This window comes from Paenibacillus sp. FSL R7-0345, from assembly GCF_038595055.1.
Lineage (GTDB): Bacteria > Bacillota > Bacilli > Paenibacillales > Paenibacillaceae > Paenibacillus_AQ.
This window is the reverse complement of the sequence record NZ_CP152002.1, coordinates 333,316-348,829: the sequence shown is the minus strand read 5'-3', so window position 1 is coordinate 348,829 and position 15,514 is coordinate 333,316. Positions and strand designations below refer to the sequence as shown.

General features: G+C 54.4%; 15 protein-coding genes. 3 read left to right on the top strand and 12 right to left on the bottom strand.

The features are described 5' to 3' along the window. Positions 1-23: 23 nt before the first annotated feature. The 3 genes from NST84_RS01505 to NST84_RS01495 all read right to left on the bottom strand — a co-directional run bounded on the left by NST84_RS01505 (position 24) and on the right by NST84_RS01495 (position 3,390). Positions 24-1,145, bottom strand: a complete 1,122-nt coding sequence (locus tag NST84_RS01505) for a hypothetical protein (RefSeq protein WP_342563916.1) — start codon at positions 1,143-1,145, stop codon at positions 24-26. 86 nt (positions 1,146-1,231) lie between these two features. Then, a complete protein-coding gene (locus NST84_RS01500; protein ID WP_342563915.1) occupies positions 1,232-2,698 on the bottom strand; it encodes a HAMP domain-containing sensor histidine kinase in 1,467 nt (488 codons plus the stop codon). Beyond that, positions 2,695-3,390, bottom strand: coding sequence for a response regulator transcription factor (locus tag NST84_RS01495; RefSeq protein WP_342563914.1), 696 nt, complete (start codon positions 3,388-3,390; stop codon positions 2,695-2,697). Before NST84_RS01495 ends, NST84_RS01500 begins: the two co-directional genes overlap by 4 nt. Before the next feature lie 259 nt (positions 3,391-3,649). Between NST84_RS01495 and NST84_RS01490 the strand changes: the two genes are divergently transcribed. Continuing rightward, positions 3,650-4,042, top strand: a complete 393-nt coding sequence (locus NST84_RS01490) for a hypothetical protein (protein ID WP_342563913.1) — start codon at positions 3,650-3,652, stop codon at positions 4,040-4,042. Between the two features lie 92 nt (positions 4,043-4,134). Here the strand turns inward: NST84_RS01490 and NST84_RS01485 are convergent, their stop codons facing one another. Next, positions 4,135-5,172: an AI-2E family transporter gene (locus NST84_RS01485; RefSeq protein WP_342563912.1), complete on the bottom strand. Its 1,038-nt coding sequence runs from the start codon at positions 5,170-5,172 to the stop codon at positions 4,135-4,137. A gap of 193 nt (positions 5,173-5,365) precedes the next feature. Between NST84_RS01485 and NST84_RS01480 the strand changes: the two genes are divergently transcribed. Then, complete coding sequence (locus NST84_RS01480) at positions 5,366-6,205, top strand: SDR family oxidoreductase (protein WP_342563911.1); 840 nt, start codon at positions 5,366-5,368, stop codon at positions 6,203-6,205. Positions 6,206-6,355: 150 nt separating this feature from the next. Here NST84_RS01480 and NST84_RS01475 read toward each other — a convergent pair whose 3' ends face one another. The 8 genes from NST84_RS01475 to NST84_RS01440 form a co-directional block, all read right to left on the bottom strand. Next, on the bottom strand, positions 6,356-6,796 hold the full coding sequence (locus NST84_RS01475; RefSeq protein ID WP_342563910.1) for a hypothetical protein: 441 nt from the start codon (positions 6,794-6,796) through the stop codon (positions 6,356-6,358). Between the two features lie 15 nt (positions 6,797-6,811). Then, positions 6,812-7,729: an ATP-binding cassette domain-containing protein gene (locus tag NST84_RS01470; protein WP_342563909.1), complete on the bottom strand. Its 918-nt coding sequence runs from the start codon at positions 7,727-7,729 to the stop codon at positions 6,812-6,814. Further along, a complete protein-coding gene (locus NST84_RS01465) occupies positions 7,726-8,736 on the bottom strand; it encodes an ABC transporter ATP-binding protein (RefSeq protein WP_342563908.1) in 1,011 nt (336 codons plus the stop codon). The genes NST84_RS01470 and NST84_RS01465 overlap by 4 nt, the downstream gene beginning before the upstream one ends. 15 nt (positions 8,737-8,751) lie before the next feature. Further along, the gene (locus NST84_RS01460) at positions 8,752-9,597 is read right to left on the bottom strand and encodes an ABC transporter permease (protein WP_342563907.1); all 846 of its coding nucleotides are present in this window, start codon (positions 9,595-9,597) and stop codon (positions 8,752-8,754) included. 4 nt (positions 9,598-9,601) lie between these two features. After that, positions 9,602-10,552 carry an ABC transporter permease gene (locus NST84_RS01455; protein WP_342563906.1) on the bottom strand — a complete coding sequence of 317 codons (951 nt, stop codon included), beginning with the start codon at positions 10,550-10,552 and terminating at the stop codon, positions 9,602-9,604. A gap of 85 nt (positions 10,553-10,637) precedes the next feature. After that, a complete protein-coding gene (locus NST84_RS01450; protein WP_342563905.1) occupies positions 10,638-12,251 on the bottom strand; it encodes an ABC transporter substrate-binding protein in 1,614 nt (537 codons plus the stop codon). 130 nt (positions 12,252-12,381) lie between these two features. Further along, positions 12,382-12,816, bottom strand: coding sequence for a peptidylprolyl isomerase (locus NST84_RS01445; protein WP_342563904.1), 435 nt, complete (start codon positions 12,814-12,816; stop codon positions 12,382-12,384). Beyond that, positions 12,813-13,028 (bottom strand): hypothetical protein, encoded by a 216-nt coding sequence (locus NST84_RS01440; protein ID WP_342563903.1) that lies wholly within the window; start codon positions 13,026-13,028, stop codon positions 12,813-12,815. The genes NST84_RS01445 and NST84_RS01440 overlap by 4 nt, the downstream gene beginning before the upstream one ends. A gap of 223 nt (positions 13,029-13,251) precedes the next feature. Here NST84_RS01440 and NST84_RS01435 point away from each other — a divergent pair, with 223 nt between their 5' ends. Further along, a complete protein-coding gene (locus NST84_RS01435) occupies positions 13,252-15,102 on the top strand; it encodes a glycosyltransferase (protein WP_342563902.1) in 1,851 nt (616 codons plus the stop codon). Positions 15,103-15,514 lie beyond the last annotated feature (412 nt).

Genomic DNA, 15,514 nt, shown 5'->3' with positions numbered 1-15,514 from the left:
TTGCCGGAGCGCTTTTCTTTTAACTATGACAGCTTAATCACATAAGTCGTGGACACGTATTTGTTATCCTTAAGTACGGCGGCTGAAGCCAGCAACTTCTTGCCGGAAGGGCTCCAGCGCAGCTGGTCGGCAATTTCAATATCCCCCAGCAGCTGCGTCTGTTCCCCGCTCTCCAGCTCGCTGATGAATACCCCGTTCGGGTCATCTCCCGGGTTCTCGGCGGTTAACGAATAAGCCAGCTTGCTGCCGTCCGGAGACCAGCTGGTTCCGAACACCTGCTGGCCGGAGGCAAGCTCCGTCTGTTCATTGCCCTCACTGTCACAGAGCACCAGTACCATCTCGCCCGGCTTCGTCCGCTTCACAATCGCCAGCTTGCTGCCGTCAGGAGAGGGAACAACCCATACCACACTTTGTTTCAGCACCTTCGACTGCCTGGAATCTGTGTCATAGGCGGTCAGCTGCATATCTTCTCCGGTCACATAGTACAGGATACTGCCCGACTGAACCACCTCATGCACATACGGTACACCGGAATCGACTACGGTTTCTTTTACCCCCTGCACATCCGTTTTGTAAATAACCCCATCCATGCCGGGAAAAATAACCTTACCGTCGTCCGCCCACTCTCCTTCTTCCACCCGGAACGGCGCTTCATCCACCTTGACTGGAGAGCCGGATTCCAAACCAAGGATATATCCGGGACCTATCATCTCATTGGTTTCTTTATAAAAAACATATTTTTTATCGGGAGACACCTGTGCAGCACCATAATTCTGGCCCCCCTCCTGCAGCGGAGTATCCTCACCGGTAGTAAGATTATGCAAATAAAGGTTATGCGGGTACTGCTCCGTGCCTTCGATCATCTGCGGAGCAAGACTGCGGTTCTCTTTATCCATCACAATGACGTCCTCGCTTACCCAGTCCATGCTGCGCATGCCTTCCACCTTGTCGATGCCCTCCAGCTGCAGCTTCGTATATACCGATTCACTGGTGTTATCCATGACTGTAATCTTGGTACCCGCCTGTTCAACGACCTGCCGCGCCTCCGTCTCTCCTGAACTGCATGCCGTCATCGACAGCACAACAGCTGTGCCCAGTAAAGCCAGCCCCGCCTTACCCAGCCTGCCGCCCGCTTGTCTGCTCATGATCGCTTCCCCCTACAATGTTGTTGCACCTAGAATACCCTAAAGTTATTTCTAAACCGCCGCAGGATGTTTCCAACTTGTAAACTTTATTTCACCAATGGAAAAGAAAGCAGGAACGCCGACCCCGTACCCTCCGTTTCCAGCAGAACAATGCTGCCGCCCTGCTTCTCCACCAGATTACGCACCAGTGACAGCCCGAGTCCGGTACCGCCTGATGCGCGGGCCCGGTCACGGTTGACCGTATAGAACGGCTCGAAAATTTTGTCATGCGCTTCCGGCGGAATGCCGATCCCGGTATCGCTGACCGTAATCTTCACCCGGTCCCCAAGCACCTCACTGTGCAGACGGACTGCCCCGCCCGGAACATTATATTTGATTGCATTGTCGATCAGATTGATGAAGATATGCATGAAGCTTTCTTTGTCGGTCCAGATATGGGCAGGCTCTGCCTCCAGAGTAAGCGTTAACCCAAACCGCTCCGCCTTGCCGTTCATCCGCCCGCAAATATCCCGCAGTCCTGCGGCGACCTCGAACAATTCCGCCTGTGATTCAAAATCATATTTTTCCAGCGCAGTCAGCTGCAGCACTTTATCAACCATCTCATAGAGCCGCTCTGTCTCCTTGGCAATATTAGTCTTGGCCTCGAACAGCAGTTTGGGATCATCGTCATACATATTGAGCAGGTCCACATAAGCCTTGATTGAGGTCAGCGGCGTCTTGAACTCGTGGCTGATATTACCGATATACTGCTTCTGCTGCTGCTCCAGCGCCTGGAGCTTCGTTACGGCCAGCTGCAGCTTGCGCTGCTCCTCATCCTTGGCGGCAATGCTCGACTCAATCTCCCGGCTCATAAAATAAATCCCCTCCGCCAGCTCGCCCAGCTCATCCTTGCGCTTTACCGGCGGGGCGGAGATGTATTCGCTGCGGCGGATCGATTCCGCCGCCCTTTTCAGCCGGCGGATCGCGGCCGCCGCGCGGCTGAAATACAGATAGCCTGCGATGAAGCTGAGCAGCAGCACGGCAGCACCGGTTGTCAGGAACAGATTGCGGAGCGTCCGCTGGAAATCCTGCGCATTCTTCAGCGGATACTGCAGCTGCACCACGCCCATCTGCGCCTCGGGGCCCTGCAGCGGAGCCAGATACAGCAGCTTATCCCCCTGGCTCTGATAAGCAATCTTGTTCTTCAGCGCATATGCCAGCGCATCGGCCGTTGCGGGTTTGCCCGGTGCAGCCACACCCTGCGCCGAGGTTCCCACCTGCTCGCCCTCCGCATCGTACAGCGTAACTTCAAGGCCGGTAAAGCCGGCCAGCTCGGCGGCCAGCTCGCGGCCGCGCCGCTGCAGGAACAGCTGCGGCTCAAGGCGCACGCCGGTGTAGTAGGCCTGCTTTACCCGCAGGTTGACTGTTTTGACATGCTGGGCGAGCGAAGCCTCGGCCTGGGTCTGCTCATTGCGCTCCACCCCGCGCAGCACAAAATAGCTCAGCACGCTGACCGCCAGAATGAGCAGAAGCCCCAGGAACAGGCTGAATCTCAGCTTGATGCTGAATCTCATGAGTAGCTCCCGGCCGGCACCGCCTTATAGCCGACCCCGTACACGGTCTGCAGCATGTTCTGGTAAGGCTCGCCGAGCTTTTTGCGCAGCCGCTGGATATGGATATCCACCGTGCGGGTACCGCCGGCATAGTCCATCTCCCAGACCTGCTCCAGCAGCTCCTCACGCATATATACGCGCTGCGGATGGGAGAGCAGAAGCAGCAGCAGATCGAATTCTTTTGGCGTCAGCTCCAGCTCTTCCTTCTTAAGCTCAGCGGAACGCCGCTCCGGATAAACGCGCAGCTCCCCGTATTCCAGCAGCTCGGCGGGAGCTTCACCGGTCTTCTTTTCCAGCCTGCGCAGCAGCGCCTTTACCCGGGCCAGCAGCTCGCGGATTTCAAACGGCTTGGTCATATAATCATCTGCGCCCAGCTCCAGGCCGACGATTTTATCGACAATATCATTTTTGACCGTCAGCAGGATAATGCCGATATCATCGCGGTCCTCCAGCCGCCGGCATACATCATAGCCGCTCAGCTTCGGCATCATCACATCCAGCACCAGGGCGTTCGGCCGGAAGGTCTGCACCTTGGAGAGCGCCTCCTCGCCGTCACCTGCCGTATCCACCTCATAGCCCTCCCGCCGGAGTGCGTAGGCAATTGCGCTGGAAATGCTCTGTTCGTCGTCGACAACCAGTACTTTTTTATTCACGGGCGGTTCACCCCTTACCCTTATGGTTTATTTACTATCTGGCCCTGCTTCTCTTAATAGCTGTTCTGCATTCCTGCTGATAGTATACCTTGGTTCGGCACGCCGTCCAAAACGTACCGCCAAGATTTAGGTAATCTTTAACCGGACTTAAGCTTAGCCTCAGCTTTCCCGGTTATAATGCATTTAAGCATACTTATCCTAACCGACCCAGCCTATAACCCCCTGCCGATATAATTAACTATGAAAAGAGGATATTTACATGAATATAAAACGAGTGATGATTGTCGGGACAATGATTGTCGCCATGTCTTTTGGAGGAACAACCTGGGGCAGAACCGCCGCCCTGGCCTCTCCGGTAGCCAAATGGTCCACTTCGACCCCTGCGGCTGATAAGGATGCGCTTCTGGACGCGCTGAACCAGTCCTCCGATGAAGAGCTGTATGAGTCACTTTATGAAGGCAAATCCCTGAAGGATATCGCAGCCGAGAACGGCGGCAATGTGGACAGCGTCGTTGACCTGCAGGTCGCACAGCTGACGGAACAGCTCGATCTGCGTCTGGCCAGCGGCAGCATAACGGCTGATCAGTACATAGCCCAAAAAGCCGAATTAAGAGAGCTTGTAACACAAAGCATCACCACCACTTTCGGCTGATCTTTCTGTTAATGAATATGTAAAAGGCAGCCCGCCGGCAGGTTTCTGCTTGGGGGGCTGCCTTTTTTATTATATATGCTGCTTCCTTCTGGTTACTTCAACACCTTCGGCGGCTCGTCGCGGGTAATCTCAAGGATATCCAGGAAAAAGACGAAGATCGGAATCCCCAGGATCAGTCCCCATACGCCAATGTAATGCTCCGAGAAGAGCAGCACGACAAACGTGTAGAACATCGGCAGGTTCATCTTCGAGGACATCAGCTTCGGATTAAGGAAATAGCCTTCCATAAAGTGCAGGATAGCGATCATGGCCAGTACATAGATGACCATTTCCAGTCCGCCGATATTATAACCGATAATACAGAGCGGGACGAGCGAGATGACAAAGCCGACCACCGGGATCAGGCTGAGCAGGAAAATCATAATCGAAAGTGCAAACAGATACGGAAACGGTGAAAAGAACATGCCCAGAATCCATAATCCGACAACAGTGAAAACGGTATTGAACAGCGCAATCAGGATCTGCGCCTCAATGACTTTGCCGAAGGAGGAGATGAATTTTTTGCCGAAATACTCAAGCTCGACGTAGAACCAGGAAATCTTGCTCTCTCTCAGGCGGGAAGTAAAGCTGACAATGCGGCCTTTTTCCAGAATGAAAACAAAGCTCAGAATGGTGGATAATACGAAGGTGGTACCCCAGTTGCTGATTTTGAACACATAATCGATTCCGCCCTTGAGGTAGGACTGGTAATTGAGGTCCTTGAGCATATCGAACAGGTACAGGGTAATCTGGTTTTGCGGGATGTCATCAGAAGTTAGATTCGATAAATAAGTCGTTAATTGCTTGACTTGCTCGAACACTTTGGGCAAATATTTAACCAGGGCAAGCACGATCATCGCAATCAGCGCCAAGTATAGAACAACAATAACGACCTTGCTGTTCACTTTGATAAACTTGCTGATGCGCTTTGTCAGCAGCACCTGAAAGCTGTTCATCACATAAGCAATCAAAAACGTCAGCAGCACCAGATTAAGCATATCTCTGATACTGTAGAGCAGCAGACCGATCAGCACGAGAATTCCAAAGCGCCGGACCGTCAAATTTGCGTAGTAACGCTTAAACACTTCCATTGTTCCTCTCCATTCGCTTACAACTATAGACTCCATTATAGTCTACCGTAATGAAAACGATCCTACAACATAAGGTGTCCGCAAAAATACGCGAAAATGCAGTCTTTATGTAAACTTAAGAAAGCTGCACACGCATTGTGCTACAATGTGTAAAAATTTGTTTCTCAACCTACATTCAGGAGGCAAAAAGACTATGGGCAAAATCATCTGCATTACCGGTGCATCCTCAGGAATCGGACTGGCCACAGCGCTGCGGTTCGCCCGGGAAGGCTGGACTGTCTATGCCGGGACACGGAATCAGGAGCGCGACCAGGAGCTGTACCGTGGAGAAAAGAATCTGTATTTTGTGCAGCTGGAGGTTACCGATCCGGCCAGCATCCAGAGCGTGATTGACCGGATTACGGAGGAGCAGGGCTCACTGGATGTGCTGTTCGCAAACGCCGGCTTCGGCTATCTCCGTGCCCTCGGCCAGGCGCCGGCGGAAGACATTCAGCGTGTATTCGACACCAATGTCTACGGAGTGATGCACACGATCCGGGCGGCGCTTCCGCTGCTGCAAAGAAGCGGATATGCGCATATCGTCGCCACTTCAAGCGTAGGCGGGCTTGTCGGCCAGCCGATGAACGAAATTTACTGTGCCAGCAAGTTTGCAGTGGAAGGACTGCTCGAAAGCCTGGCTACCTACTACAAGCCGCAGTTCAACATTGATGTAACCCTGCTTGAACCCGGGGCAATCGCAACAGAATTCACCAATACGGTAATGGGTCAAGTGGCCGGCAGCGGCGGTATTCTGGAGGATGAGTATAAGCCGGTAATCGATGCCTATACCGCGGCTTTTCTGCAGCGTAATGTGGAGCCGCAGACGGCAGAGTCGGTAGCCGGAGTCATGTGGGAGCTGGTGCATATGGAGACCAAGCCGGTGCGGATCCGCACTTCAGAGCGGGCAGAAGCCTTTGTGGCTCATAAAGTAAGCGCAGACCCTACCGGACTGGACGGTGTGCTCAGCACCCGCAAGATTCAGCTGAATATGTAGTTATGAGGGACTGCACCGCTTCCATCCCTTAGTCTATTTCATGCTTGTGGTGCTGTGATTATCCCTGTTTCCTGTACCCGCAACAGAAATGTAATATAAACAGCCCCCCGGCATGATGCCGGAGGGCCGTTCGTTTGTTAATGATGCTATTTATCTTTGGACCGGTTCAATCCGGTATATACCGTCCGCCTGCGGATCGGCAGGACTGATCGACCAGCCGAAGGACAGAACCTGCTCGACACGGGTTCTGTCATCGGCAGTCAATTCCGCTTCAACCGCTTCCCGGCCTTCCTCCAGCTCCAGCTTCGGCTCCTTGCCGAGCGCAACCAGAATCCAGCTGCGGATGCCGCGGATGGTGTTGTATTTGATCTGATAACCTTCAGTTACTGCCTTCCGGTACTCCTCAGGCTTCTCTGCCGCAAAAGCAGCCAGCTGCTTATAATCGAATTCAAACGGGCTGTTATCCTCCGGCAGCTCTGCTGCGGATGTGATCCCGAGCAGCTGCTCATCCGTCCAGCCCTGTCCGCGCAACGATTCAAGCAGCAAGGCATCCCATTGCGATAATTTGACTTTATTCACTGATTCCGTCATCTCATTACCTCCTGTTTATTCCTTGAAATCGTAAGCTACAAAATGGCCCGGGCTTACTTCCTGCAGCGGTGCTGCTTCGCCCTCGCCCCGTGAGACAGAGAAGCCGTCCAGATGAATCCGCTCTGTTGCCTTCAGCGGATCTGTCTCCAGAATGGAGGACAGCAGCGCTTTAGTGTACGGGTGGAGCGGGTTGTCATACAGCTCATCGCTCTCCGCTACCTCAACCAGCCGCCCGCCGTACATAACGCCGATCCGGTCGGAAATATGCCGGACCATCGACAGGTCATGGGCGATGAACAGATAGGTCAGCCCGAACTCGGCCTGCAGATCCTCCAGCATGTTGACCACCTGGGCCTGAACGGAGACGTCAAGCGCCGAGATCGGCTCATCACAGACGACGAACTCGGGCCTTACCGACAGCGCTCTGGCAATGGAAATCCGCTGGCGCTGCCCGCCGCTGAACTCATGGGGATAGCGGTACAGATGCTCCCGCTTCAGGCCCACCTTTTCCAGCAGCGCGGCTACCGCTTCCTTACGCTCGTCTCCCTGGTATACGCCATGGATCTTCATCGGCTCGCTGATCAGATCCAGCACATTCAGACTGGGATTCAGCGAAGAGTAAGGGTCTTGGAAAATCGACTGAATCCGTCTGCGGAAAGGCTTCAGCTGCTTCTCGCCCAGGCGTCCGAGCGGCTGCCCGTCAAAGGATACTTCACCGCTCGTATAATCGTACAGCCGCAGCAGGCAGCGCCCGACCGTTGACTTGCCGCTGCCCGACTCGCCGACCAGCCCGAAGGTCTCTCCGCGGCGGATCTGGAAGCTTACGCCGTCCACAGCCTTCAGCACAGATGTATCGCGTCCGCGCAGGTCTTTGCCCTTGGAGAAATGCTTTTTGAGATTATTTACGTCAACTAATATCTTACTTTCGCTCACCGTGTAACGCCCCCTTCCACAGCCGGCGCTGCCGGCTGCACGCCAGCCGCCAGCCAGCACATCGAGCGGTGTCCGGGCGACAGCCCGGTCACCGGCGGGCGCTGGCTGCAGCGCTCAAAGGCATGCGGGCAACGCTCCATAAACGGGCAGCCCGGAGGCGGATTCAGCAGATCGGGCGGTGTGCCCTCGATCGGGATCAGCCGCTCGCGCGAGCCGCCGCCGCGCTTCGGAATCGAGCGCAGCAGCCCTTGTGTGTACGGGTGCTGCGGGCGGTAGAAGATGTCTTCGACCGTCCCCTCCTCCATGACCAGTCCGCCGTACATGACGACAACCCGGGTGCAGACCTGTGCGACCACACCGAGATCGTGGGTGATCAGCGCGACTGCAGTATCCGACTTACCCTTCAGCTCCTTGAACAAATCGAGGATCTGCGCCTGAATGGTCGCGTCCAGCGCCGTGGTCGGCTCGTCAGCGATCAATAGCTCCGGCTGGCAGGAAAGCGCCATTGCGATCATAACCCGCTGGCGCATCCCGCCGCTGAATTCATGCGGATACTGGTTCAGCCGCTGCTCAGGGTCACGGATGCCTACCTGCCGCAGCATTTCAGCCGCTTCCTTGTTGGCGTCCGCTTTATTTAATCCGCGGTGTCTGCGGATGACTTCCGTTAATTGCTGGCCGATTTTCTTGACCGGATTCAGCGAGGTCATCGGGTCCTGAAAGACCATCGCAATCCGGTTGCCGCGCAGCTTCCGCCATTCCTTCTCGGAAAGACCCGTCAGCTCCTTGCCCTGAAACTGAATCCTGCCGGAGGTAATCCGGCCCGGCGGGGTAATCAGCGACATGATCGCTTTGGCTGTAACACTCTTCCCGCTGCCGGATTCCCCGACAATCCCGACAGTTTCGCCGGCATTAATATGGAAGCTCACACCCCGCACAGCCTGGTTCTCCCCGTCACGGGTGGAGAACGAAACCTGCAAATCCTCAACAGAGAGCAGCCGCTCACTCATGATGTCTTCACTCCCCTATCTCCGGATCAGCTTAGGTTCAAAGCCGACCCGTAAAATATCGCCCAGCACATTAAAGCTCAGCACTGTCAGCAGAATCATCAGCCCCGGGAACAGCGCCAGATAAGGCGCCTGGGCAATATAGCCCTGCGCGCTGTTCAGCATACTGCCCCAGGTGGCGTTCGGCGGCTGCACACCGAAGCCGAGGAAGCTCAGTGAGGATTCCATCATAATGGCTGAAGCGATGTTGTTCGTTGCCCCGACAATCGTTACCGGAATCAGGCCCGGCAGAATATGCCGCCAAATGATACCCGAAGCGCTCTGGCCGGAGGCCTTGGCGTACAGCACATATTCACGTTCCTTGATCGTCAGCGTCTCCGCCCGGATGACCCGGGCCACGCTCATCCACATCAGCAGGGCAATAATAATGATGATATTGCCGACGCTAGGCTTAAGGAACACACTTAGCAGCAGCAGAATCAGAAAGGAAGGAATTGACATGATAATATCCAGCATCCGCATGAGCAGATTATCCAGCCAGCCGCCAAAATAGCCGCTGATGACCCCTACGGCTACACCAATTACGGTGGCGACAATCATAGAAGCAAAGCCGACGAGCAGGGAGACACGCCCGCCGTAAAGCGCACGCGCCAGATAATCGCGGCCATAGTCATCCGTTCCGAACCAGTGGGTGCTGCCCGGCGGTGTAAGTCTGTTCATTGCGTCCATTGCATTCGGATCATACCCGGACAGAAAGGCAAAAATCGCCCCCAGTGTAAAGACTACCAAGATAACGAGCGCGGCGACACCCAGACCGTTTGTAAACAGCTCGGACTGCAAGTTTTTCCATTTACTGCGATTCATGAGGTCACCCCTTTAATTTGATGCGCGGATCTACAAAGCTGTAGAGAATATCCGCGGCCATATTGCCGATGATCAGCATCAGCGATGAGAACAGTGTAATGCCCATAATGACCGGATAATCCATCCCCCGGACAGCCGTCATTCCCAGTGAGCCGATACCCGGCCAGGAAAAGACCGTCTCCGTCACAATCGCTCCGGCTACCAGGTCGCCCATAGACATACCGAGCAGTGTAATCACCGGCAGCAGAACATGCTTCAGGACATGCCGGAACAGGATCGTTGATTTCTTTGATCCGAAGGCATATTGAATCTGCACATATTCTTCCTTCAGCTGGCCGATTGTGCTGGACCGGATATAGCGGACATAGGTTGCAAGGAAGCCGAAGGCCAGGACAGTGCAGGGCAGTATGCCGTGCTTCAGCACGTCAACAGCGGACTCCACGCCAATGGTACGCATGCCCATGCTCGGCAGCAGATGCAGCTTGATCGCAAACAGGTACATCAGCAGAATCGCCAGCCAGAACAGCGGAACGGAAATCCCGATGTAAGCGATCAGATTGACCAGCTTATCCACCCAGCGGTTGCGGTTTGCTCCGGCAATCAGGCCGAGCGGAACCGCCAGCAGCACGGCAAGCGCGATTGCGCTGCCCATCAGGCCTGCTGTAGCAGGCAGGCGCTCCAGAATCTGATCCAGCACCGGCTGGTGGTTAACCAGGGAATAGCCGAAATTGCCCTGAACGAGCTCGCCTAACCAGATAAAATATTGAATATAGGCCGGTTTGTCCAAACCCAGGTTATGGCGGATCCGCTCGATGTCATCGGCATGCATATTAGGTGTAACAAAGGACAGCACCGGATCTCCCGGCGCCAGCTTAATCATGGCAAAGCAGACAACCGATACGAAAAACAGCATCGGAATGGTCTGCGCCAGCCTGCGGACGATGAGTTGTCTCATACGTAATTCTCCCAGCTCATGATCGGCAAAAAAATAAGCTGGAGGAGGTCCAGCTTATTTTCGCCGTGCTTATTTTGGACTGAACTTATTTTTGATAGATTTTGGACAGGTCTTCGAAAATAACAACCGGCTTCAGGACAGCTTCGTCGATGCCGCCGTAGTTTTTGGATACAGCCACAACAGTCTTAGTATAAGCGATCGGATAGATCGGTGCATCTGCAGCAATGGTTTCCTGAACCTGCTTGTAGATTTCGCCGCGTTTGGTTGTGTCCGCCTCGCCAGCACCTTCGTTCAACAGCTTATCAACTTCAGCATTAGAGTAATGCGAGTAGTTGGAAGAAGCGCCGGTAGTGAACAGAATGCGGTAAGCATCCGGGTCATAACCCATAATGTAGCCGGTCAGCGCCAGCTCATAGTCAGTAGCTGTCAGGTCGATGAACTTCTGTACCCATGCGGAGGAATCCATGTTCTGCAGTTCAACCTCAACGCCGATTTCCTTCAGCTTCTGCTGAACATACAGGGAGATAGCTTCCTGGGCCTTGTTGCCGCTCTGTACAATGTATCTCAGCTTCAGGCTGCTTTCGCCGGCAGCTGCCAGGAGTTCCTTCGCTTTTGCAGTGTCATTATCAAAGGTTGTTACATCATTTGTGAAATACAGGGCATCCGGGGTCAGGAACGAGTGGGCCGGATCCGCATATTCACTTGAAGTGTAAGCCGTCTGGATCAGCTCGTCGCGGTTCAGGGCAAGGGACAGTGCCTGACGGACTTCTTTTTTGGCAAGGGCGCCGGTATCGCTGTTCGAATTGAACATCAGATAAGCCAGACGTCCTTCGCTGTAAGGCAGAATTTCGAAATTGTTAGTCGCTTGAATCGTAGCTACATCTTTAGGATCAAGGTACTGCACGTTGATTTCGCCGTTCTGCAGGGCCAGGTTAGCCGCGTTGGCATCCTTGGCAATACGGTACGTAACGGAATCCAGATGCGGTTTGCCGCCGAAGTAGTTATCAAAACGCTCCAGGGTCAGGTACTCGCCTGCTTTGTACTCTTTAAACTTGAACGGACCGGAGCCTACAGGAGCAGCATTCTTGGTGCTCTTCTCAATGTCGGCTTCGTTCTCGAAGACATGCTTCGGAATCGGGGATACCTGAACCAGTGTGGCTTCGAACGCCGGGCTAACCTGCGGAAGCTTGAACTCAACAGTCAGATCGTCGACCTTGGTAGCTGTGATCGGCTGGTCGTTAATCAGGAAGTTGGCGCGCAGGAAGCTGTTCTGCTTCTCGTCCAGAATGCTGTCGATCGTGAATACCACGTCATCAGCAGTCAGCTTCTCACCGTCATGCCAGGTCAGACCATCCTTCAGCTTCAGTGTGTAAGTCAGGTTGTCTTCCGAAGGGGTCAGGCTTTCTGCCAGGTAAAAGGTTTTCTCGCCTTTGTTCACCTGGAACAGCGGCGCGTAAAGCGCCTGGTCAATAGTCAGGCTGACACGGTCACCTGCGTAGTTCGGGTTAAGTACCTGCGGATCGGAAGCGACCCCGATAATCAGGCTGCCGCCGTCCTTCGGCTCTGTGCTGGCAGCTGCTTCAGTAGCCGCCAGTGTCTCGCTTGTATTGTTCGATGCCGCGTTGTTTCCGCCGGAGCATGCACTAATCAAAAATGTTAACAGCATTAAAACGGCAATTCCAGATAACCCTCTTTTCATGTCTCTCTCTCCTCCATGTTGTGAGCAATATCACTTTCTGTTTCTGAATTATATATCGGAATACTCGGAATTACAATGATTGATTTTTTCATAAATGTAAATTAAATCAAAAGCCCACGGCATGCTGACTTCAGGCACTCTCCCATACGCGGATCTCCCTTATAACGTCCCCGCGCCTGAGCATGTCCACATGCTCCATGCCATCGGTCACACCGCCAAATACCGTATGCCACGGGTCCAGATAATCAAAGGCATCATAGCAGATAAAAAACTGGCAGCTGCCTGTATTCGGCCCGAAATGCGCCATCGACAGCGCCCCGCGCACATGCTTATGCGGATTGTTGTGTGTTTCGCAGGGAATCTTCTCTGTACCGCCGCGTCCCGTACCATCCGGGCATCCGCCCTGAGCTACGAATCCCCGGACTACCCGCTGAAAGGTCAGACCGTTATAAAAACCGCTGTTCGCCAGCTTTTCAAAATTGGCCACTGTCCCGGGTGCATCCTGCTCATAAAGCTCCAGCCCGATAACCTGCCCCTTTTCCAGGGTAATTGCCGCCCGCTTCATAGGGTATCCTCCACTTGCCGGGGCTGGCGGGGGCTGCCGAACTGAACGATCGTCTTGGCTGCCTTCTCCGGTGCGTAAATCTCTTCTATGTCCTCATCCAAAAGCGCCCTGTACTGCCCGTCGGCATCATGCCAGTACACCTCGGCACGCGGATTCATCGCCAGCAGCAGCTTGATCAGCTGCTCCACCTTCAGGGGTGATGACTGCTCCATTTCCCCACTCCTCCCACTTCATATGCAAGGTTTGTATCTGTCTATGCGGTATTGTACAACAGCCCTTCACAAAGCACCAATCCATAAATTTCCTTACATCTGTAAAAAATCTGGTTTAGTCTAGTACTTCTCTCAATATATTGAATACATATATTTCATATCATCTATTTGCATATACAGGGGGATGTTCGATTATGATGACCCTGCACAGGAGTGTCAGGTTATGAGTGAGACGAAGATCCGGGTGCTGATCGGCAGCCCGATTCATCAAAAGCCCCAAGTGCTGGAGCATTTCCTGAGCTCGCTGCTGCGCCTGCGGCGTGACGGGATTACACTCGATTTTTATTTTATCGATGACAACGGGGACAGCGCCTCCAGCCTGCTATTGCAGCAGTTCGCCCCGGCCGGCAGTGAGGTGTTTCTGCAGTCCTCCGGCTTTCATGATGCCTATATCCGCAATGACACCACGCATTACTGGAACTCTGATCTGGTCTGGAAGGTAGCCGGGTTCAAAAATCTGATGATCCGGCGGGCAGAAGCCTTCGGCTATGATCATCTGTTCCTGATCGATTCCGATCTGATCCTCCACCCGGATACCCTGCTGCATCTGATCGGGACGGGAAAGGATATCATCTCAGAGGTCTTTTGGACCCAGTGGCAGCCGGGGACCATTCTGCAGCCGCAGGTCTGGATGCATGATGAATACAACCAGTGGGAGATCCTGCCCGGGGAAAAGCCCAGCCAGGCGGAGATCAACCAGCGGTTTCACAGCTTTTTGGCCAAGCTGCAGCTGCCGGGAATCTATGAGGTCGGCGGCCTTGGCGCCTGTACCCTGATCAGCCGCCGGGCGATCAGCTCCGGGGTCAGCTATGATATGATCCGCAACATCTCCTACTGGGGCGAGGACCGCCATTTCTGCATCCGCGCCGCCGCCCTCGGCATCCCGCTGTATGTGGACACCCACTACCCGGCGCTGCATCTGTACCGCGACAGCGACCTGGCGAAGGTCGCGGCTTATGTCCGGCAGACGACTGCAGAGTCTGGGGCGGGCGGGGCCAGTGTGGAAGAAGCGGGACGTGAGACGGCTGTAGGTAGCGACAGCATGGAAGATGCAGGGCGTGAAGCGGCTAAGGGCGGAGCTGGTGCAGCCCACGGCGGTGATACGTTAGGCGGGGGCAAGGCGGATAGCGGAGCTGGTGCGGCGGACGGCGGCGGGGAGAAGGCGGATGATGGAGCTGGTGCGGCAGACGGTGGCGGGGACAAGGCGGATGGCGGAGTTGGATCGGCTGACGGGGTATGGACTGCTGCAGAGGCGGAAGTACACCTGCGCAAGGTTCTCCCGGCTGACAGCCGCCCGGAGGGGACGGCGGCAGCCCGGCGGCCCAAGCTCACGCTGACGATGGTTGTCAAAAACGAGAGCCAGCGCTTCCTGCGGCAGGTTTTGCAGGAGCACCGCAAATATATTGACGAGGCCGTCATTATCGATGACGGCAGCACCGACAACACGGCGGATATTTGCCGTGAGGTGCTGCACGGCATTCCGCTGCATCTGGTGCGTAATGATGTCTCCAGGTTCCATAATGAAGCCGATCTGCGGATGCAGCAGTGGGAGGAAGTCGTTAAAACCAACCCCGATTGGATTTTAAGCCTCGATGCCGATGAGGTTTTTGAGGCGCGGTTTGCCACAGACATCGAACTGCTGCTGCAGGAGGAGGCCTGCGACCTGTTCTGCTTCCGGCTGTATGATTTCTGGGACGATAATCATTACCGTGAGGATCACTATTGGCGGTCCCACCAGAGCTACCGGCCGTTTCTGCTGCGTTACCGCGAGGAGTTCACCTACGTATGGAATACCTCACCGCAGCATTGCGGCCGGCTGCCGGAGAATATTTTTGAGCTGCCCCATCAGCTCAGCAACCTGCGGCTCAAGCATCTGGGCTGGTCCAGGCCGGAATACCGGCTTGATAAATACCTGCGCTACATGCTGCTGGACCCCGATGGACAGTACGGCTGGAAGGAACAGTATCAGTCCATTCTCGATCAGCAGCCTAAGCTGATTCCTTGGGTGGAGTAACGTTGGACTGATCTTGGCTCTATGTGAGCTGGTGCTCGGTGGAGGCGCTGAAAAAACCCCAAAGGCTAATCCGCCGCTTTATAAACTAACTTTGCCCTATAGAGACTGGCGCGGTCAGCCACGTATCGCTTAATTCGGCTGGCCGATCATCCTAATCTGCAGATTAACTGTACTCTGTGCAACTATTCCTAACCAAAACAAGCCCGCAGCGTCCTTTAATTGCAGTTTGTGCAATTAAAAATCCGCAAACGGGCTTTTTGGGCTGAAAACTCCAGGAATAGCTGCACGAAGTGCAGTTATATCTGAAAGAGCCGGGGTTCCAGCCTGTTTAGTTGTACAAAGTGCAGCTATTCCATATGGAGACTGCTGAAATGCTGACTACCTCCGTTTGTCCAAGTGCCCAACTATCCGC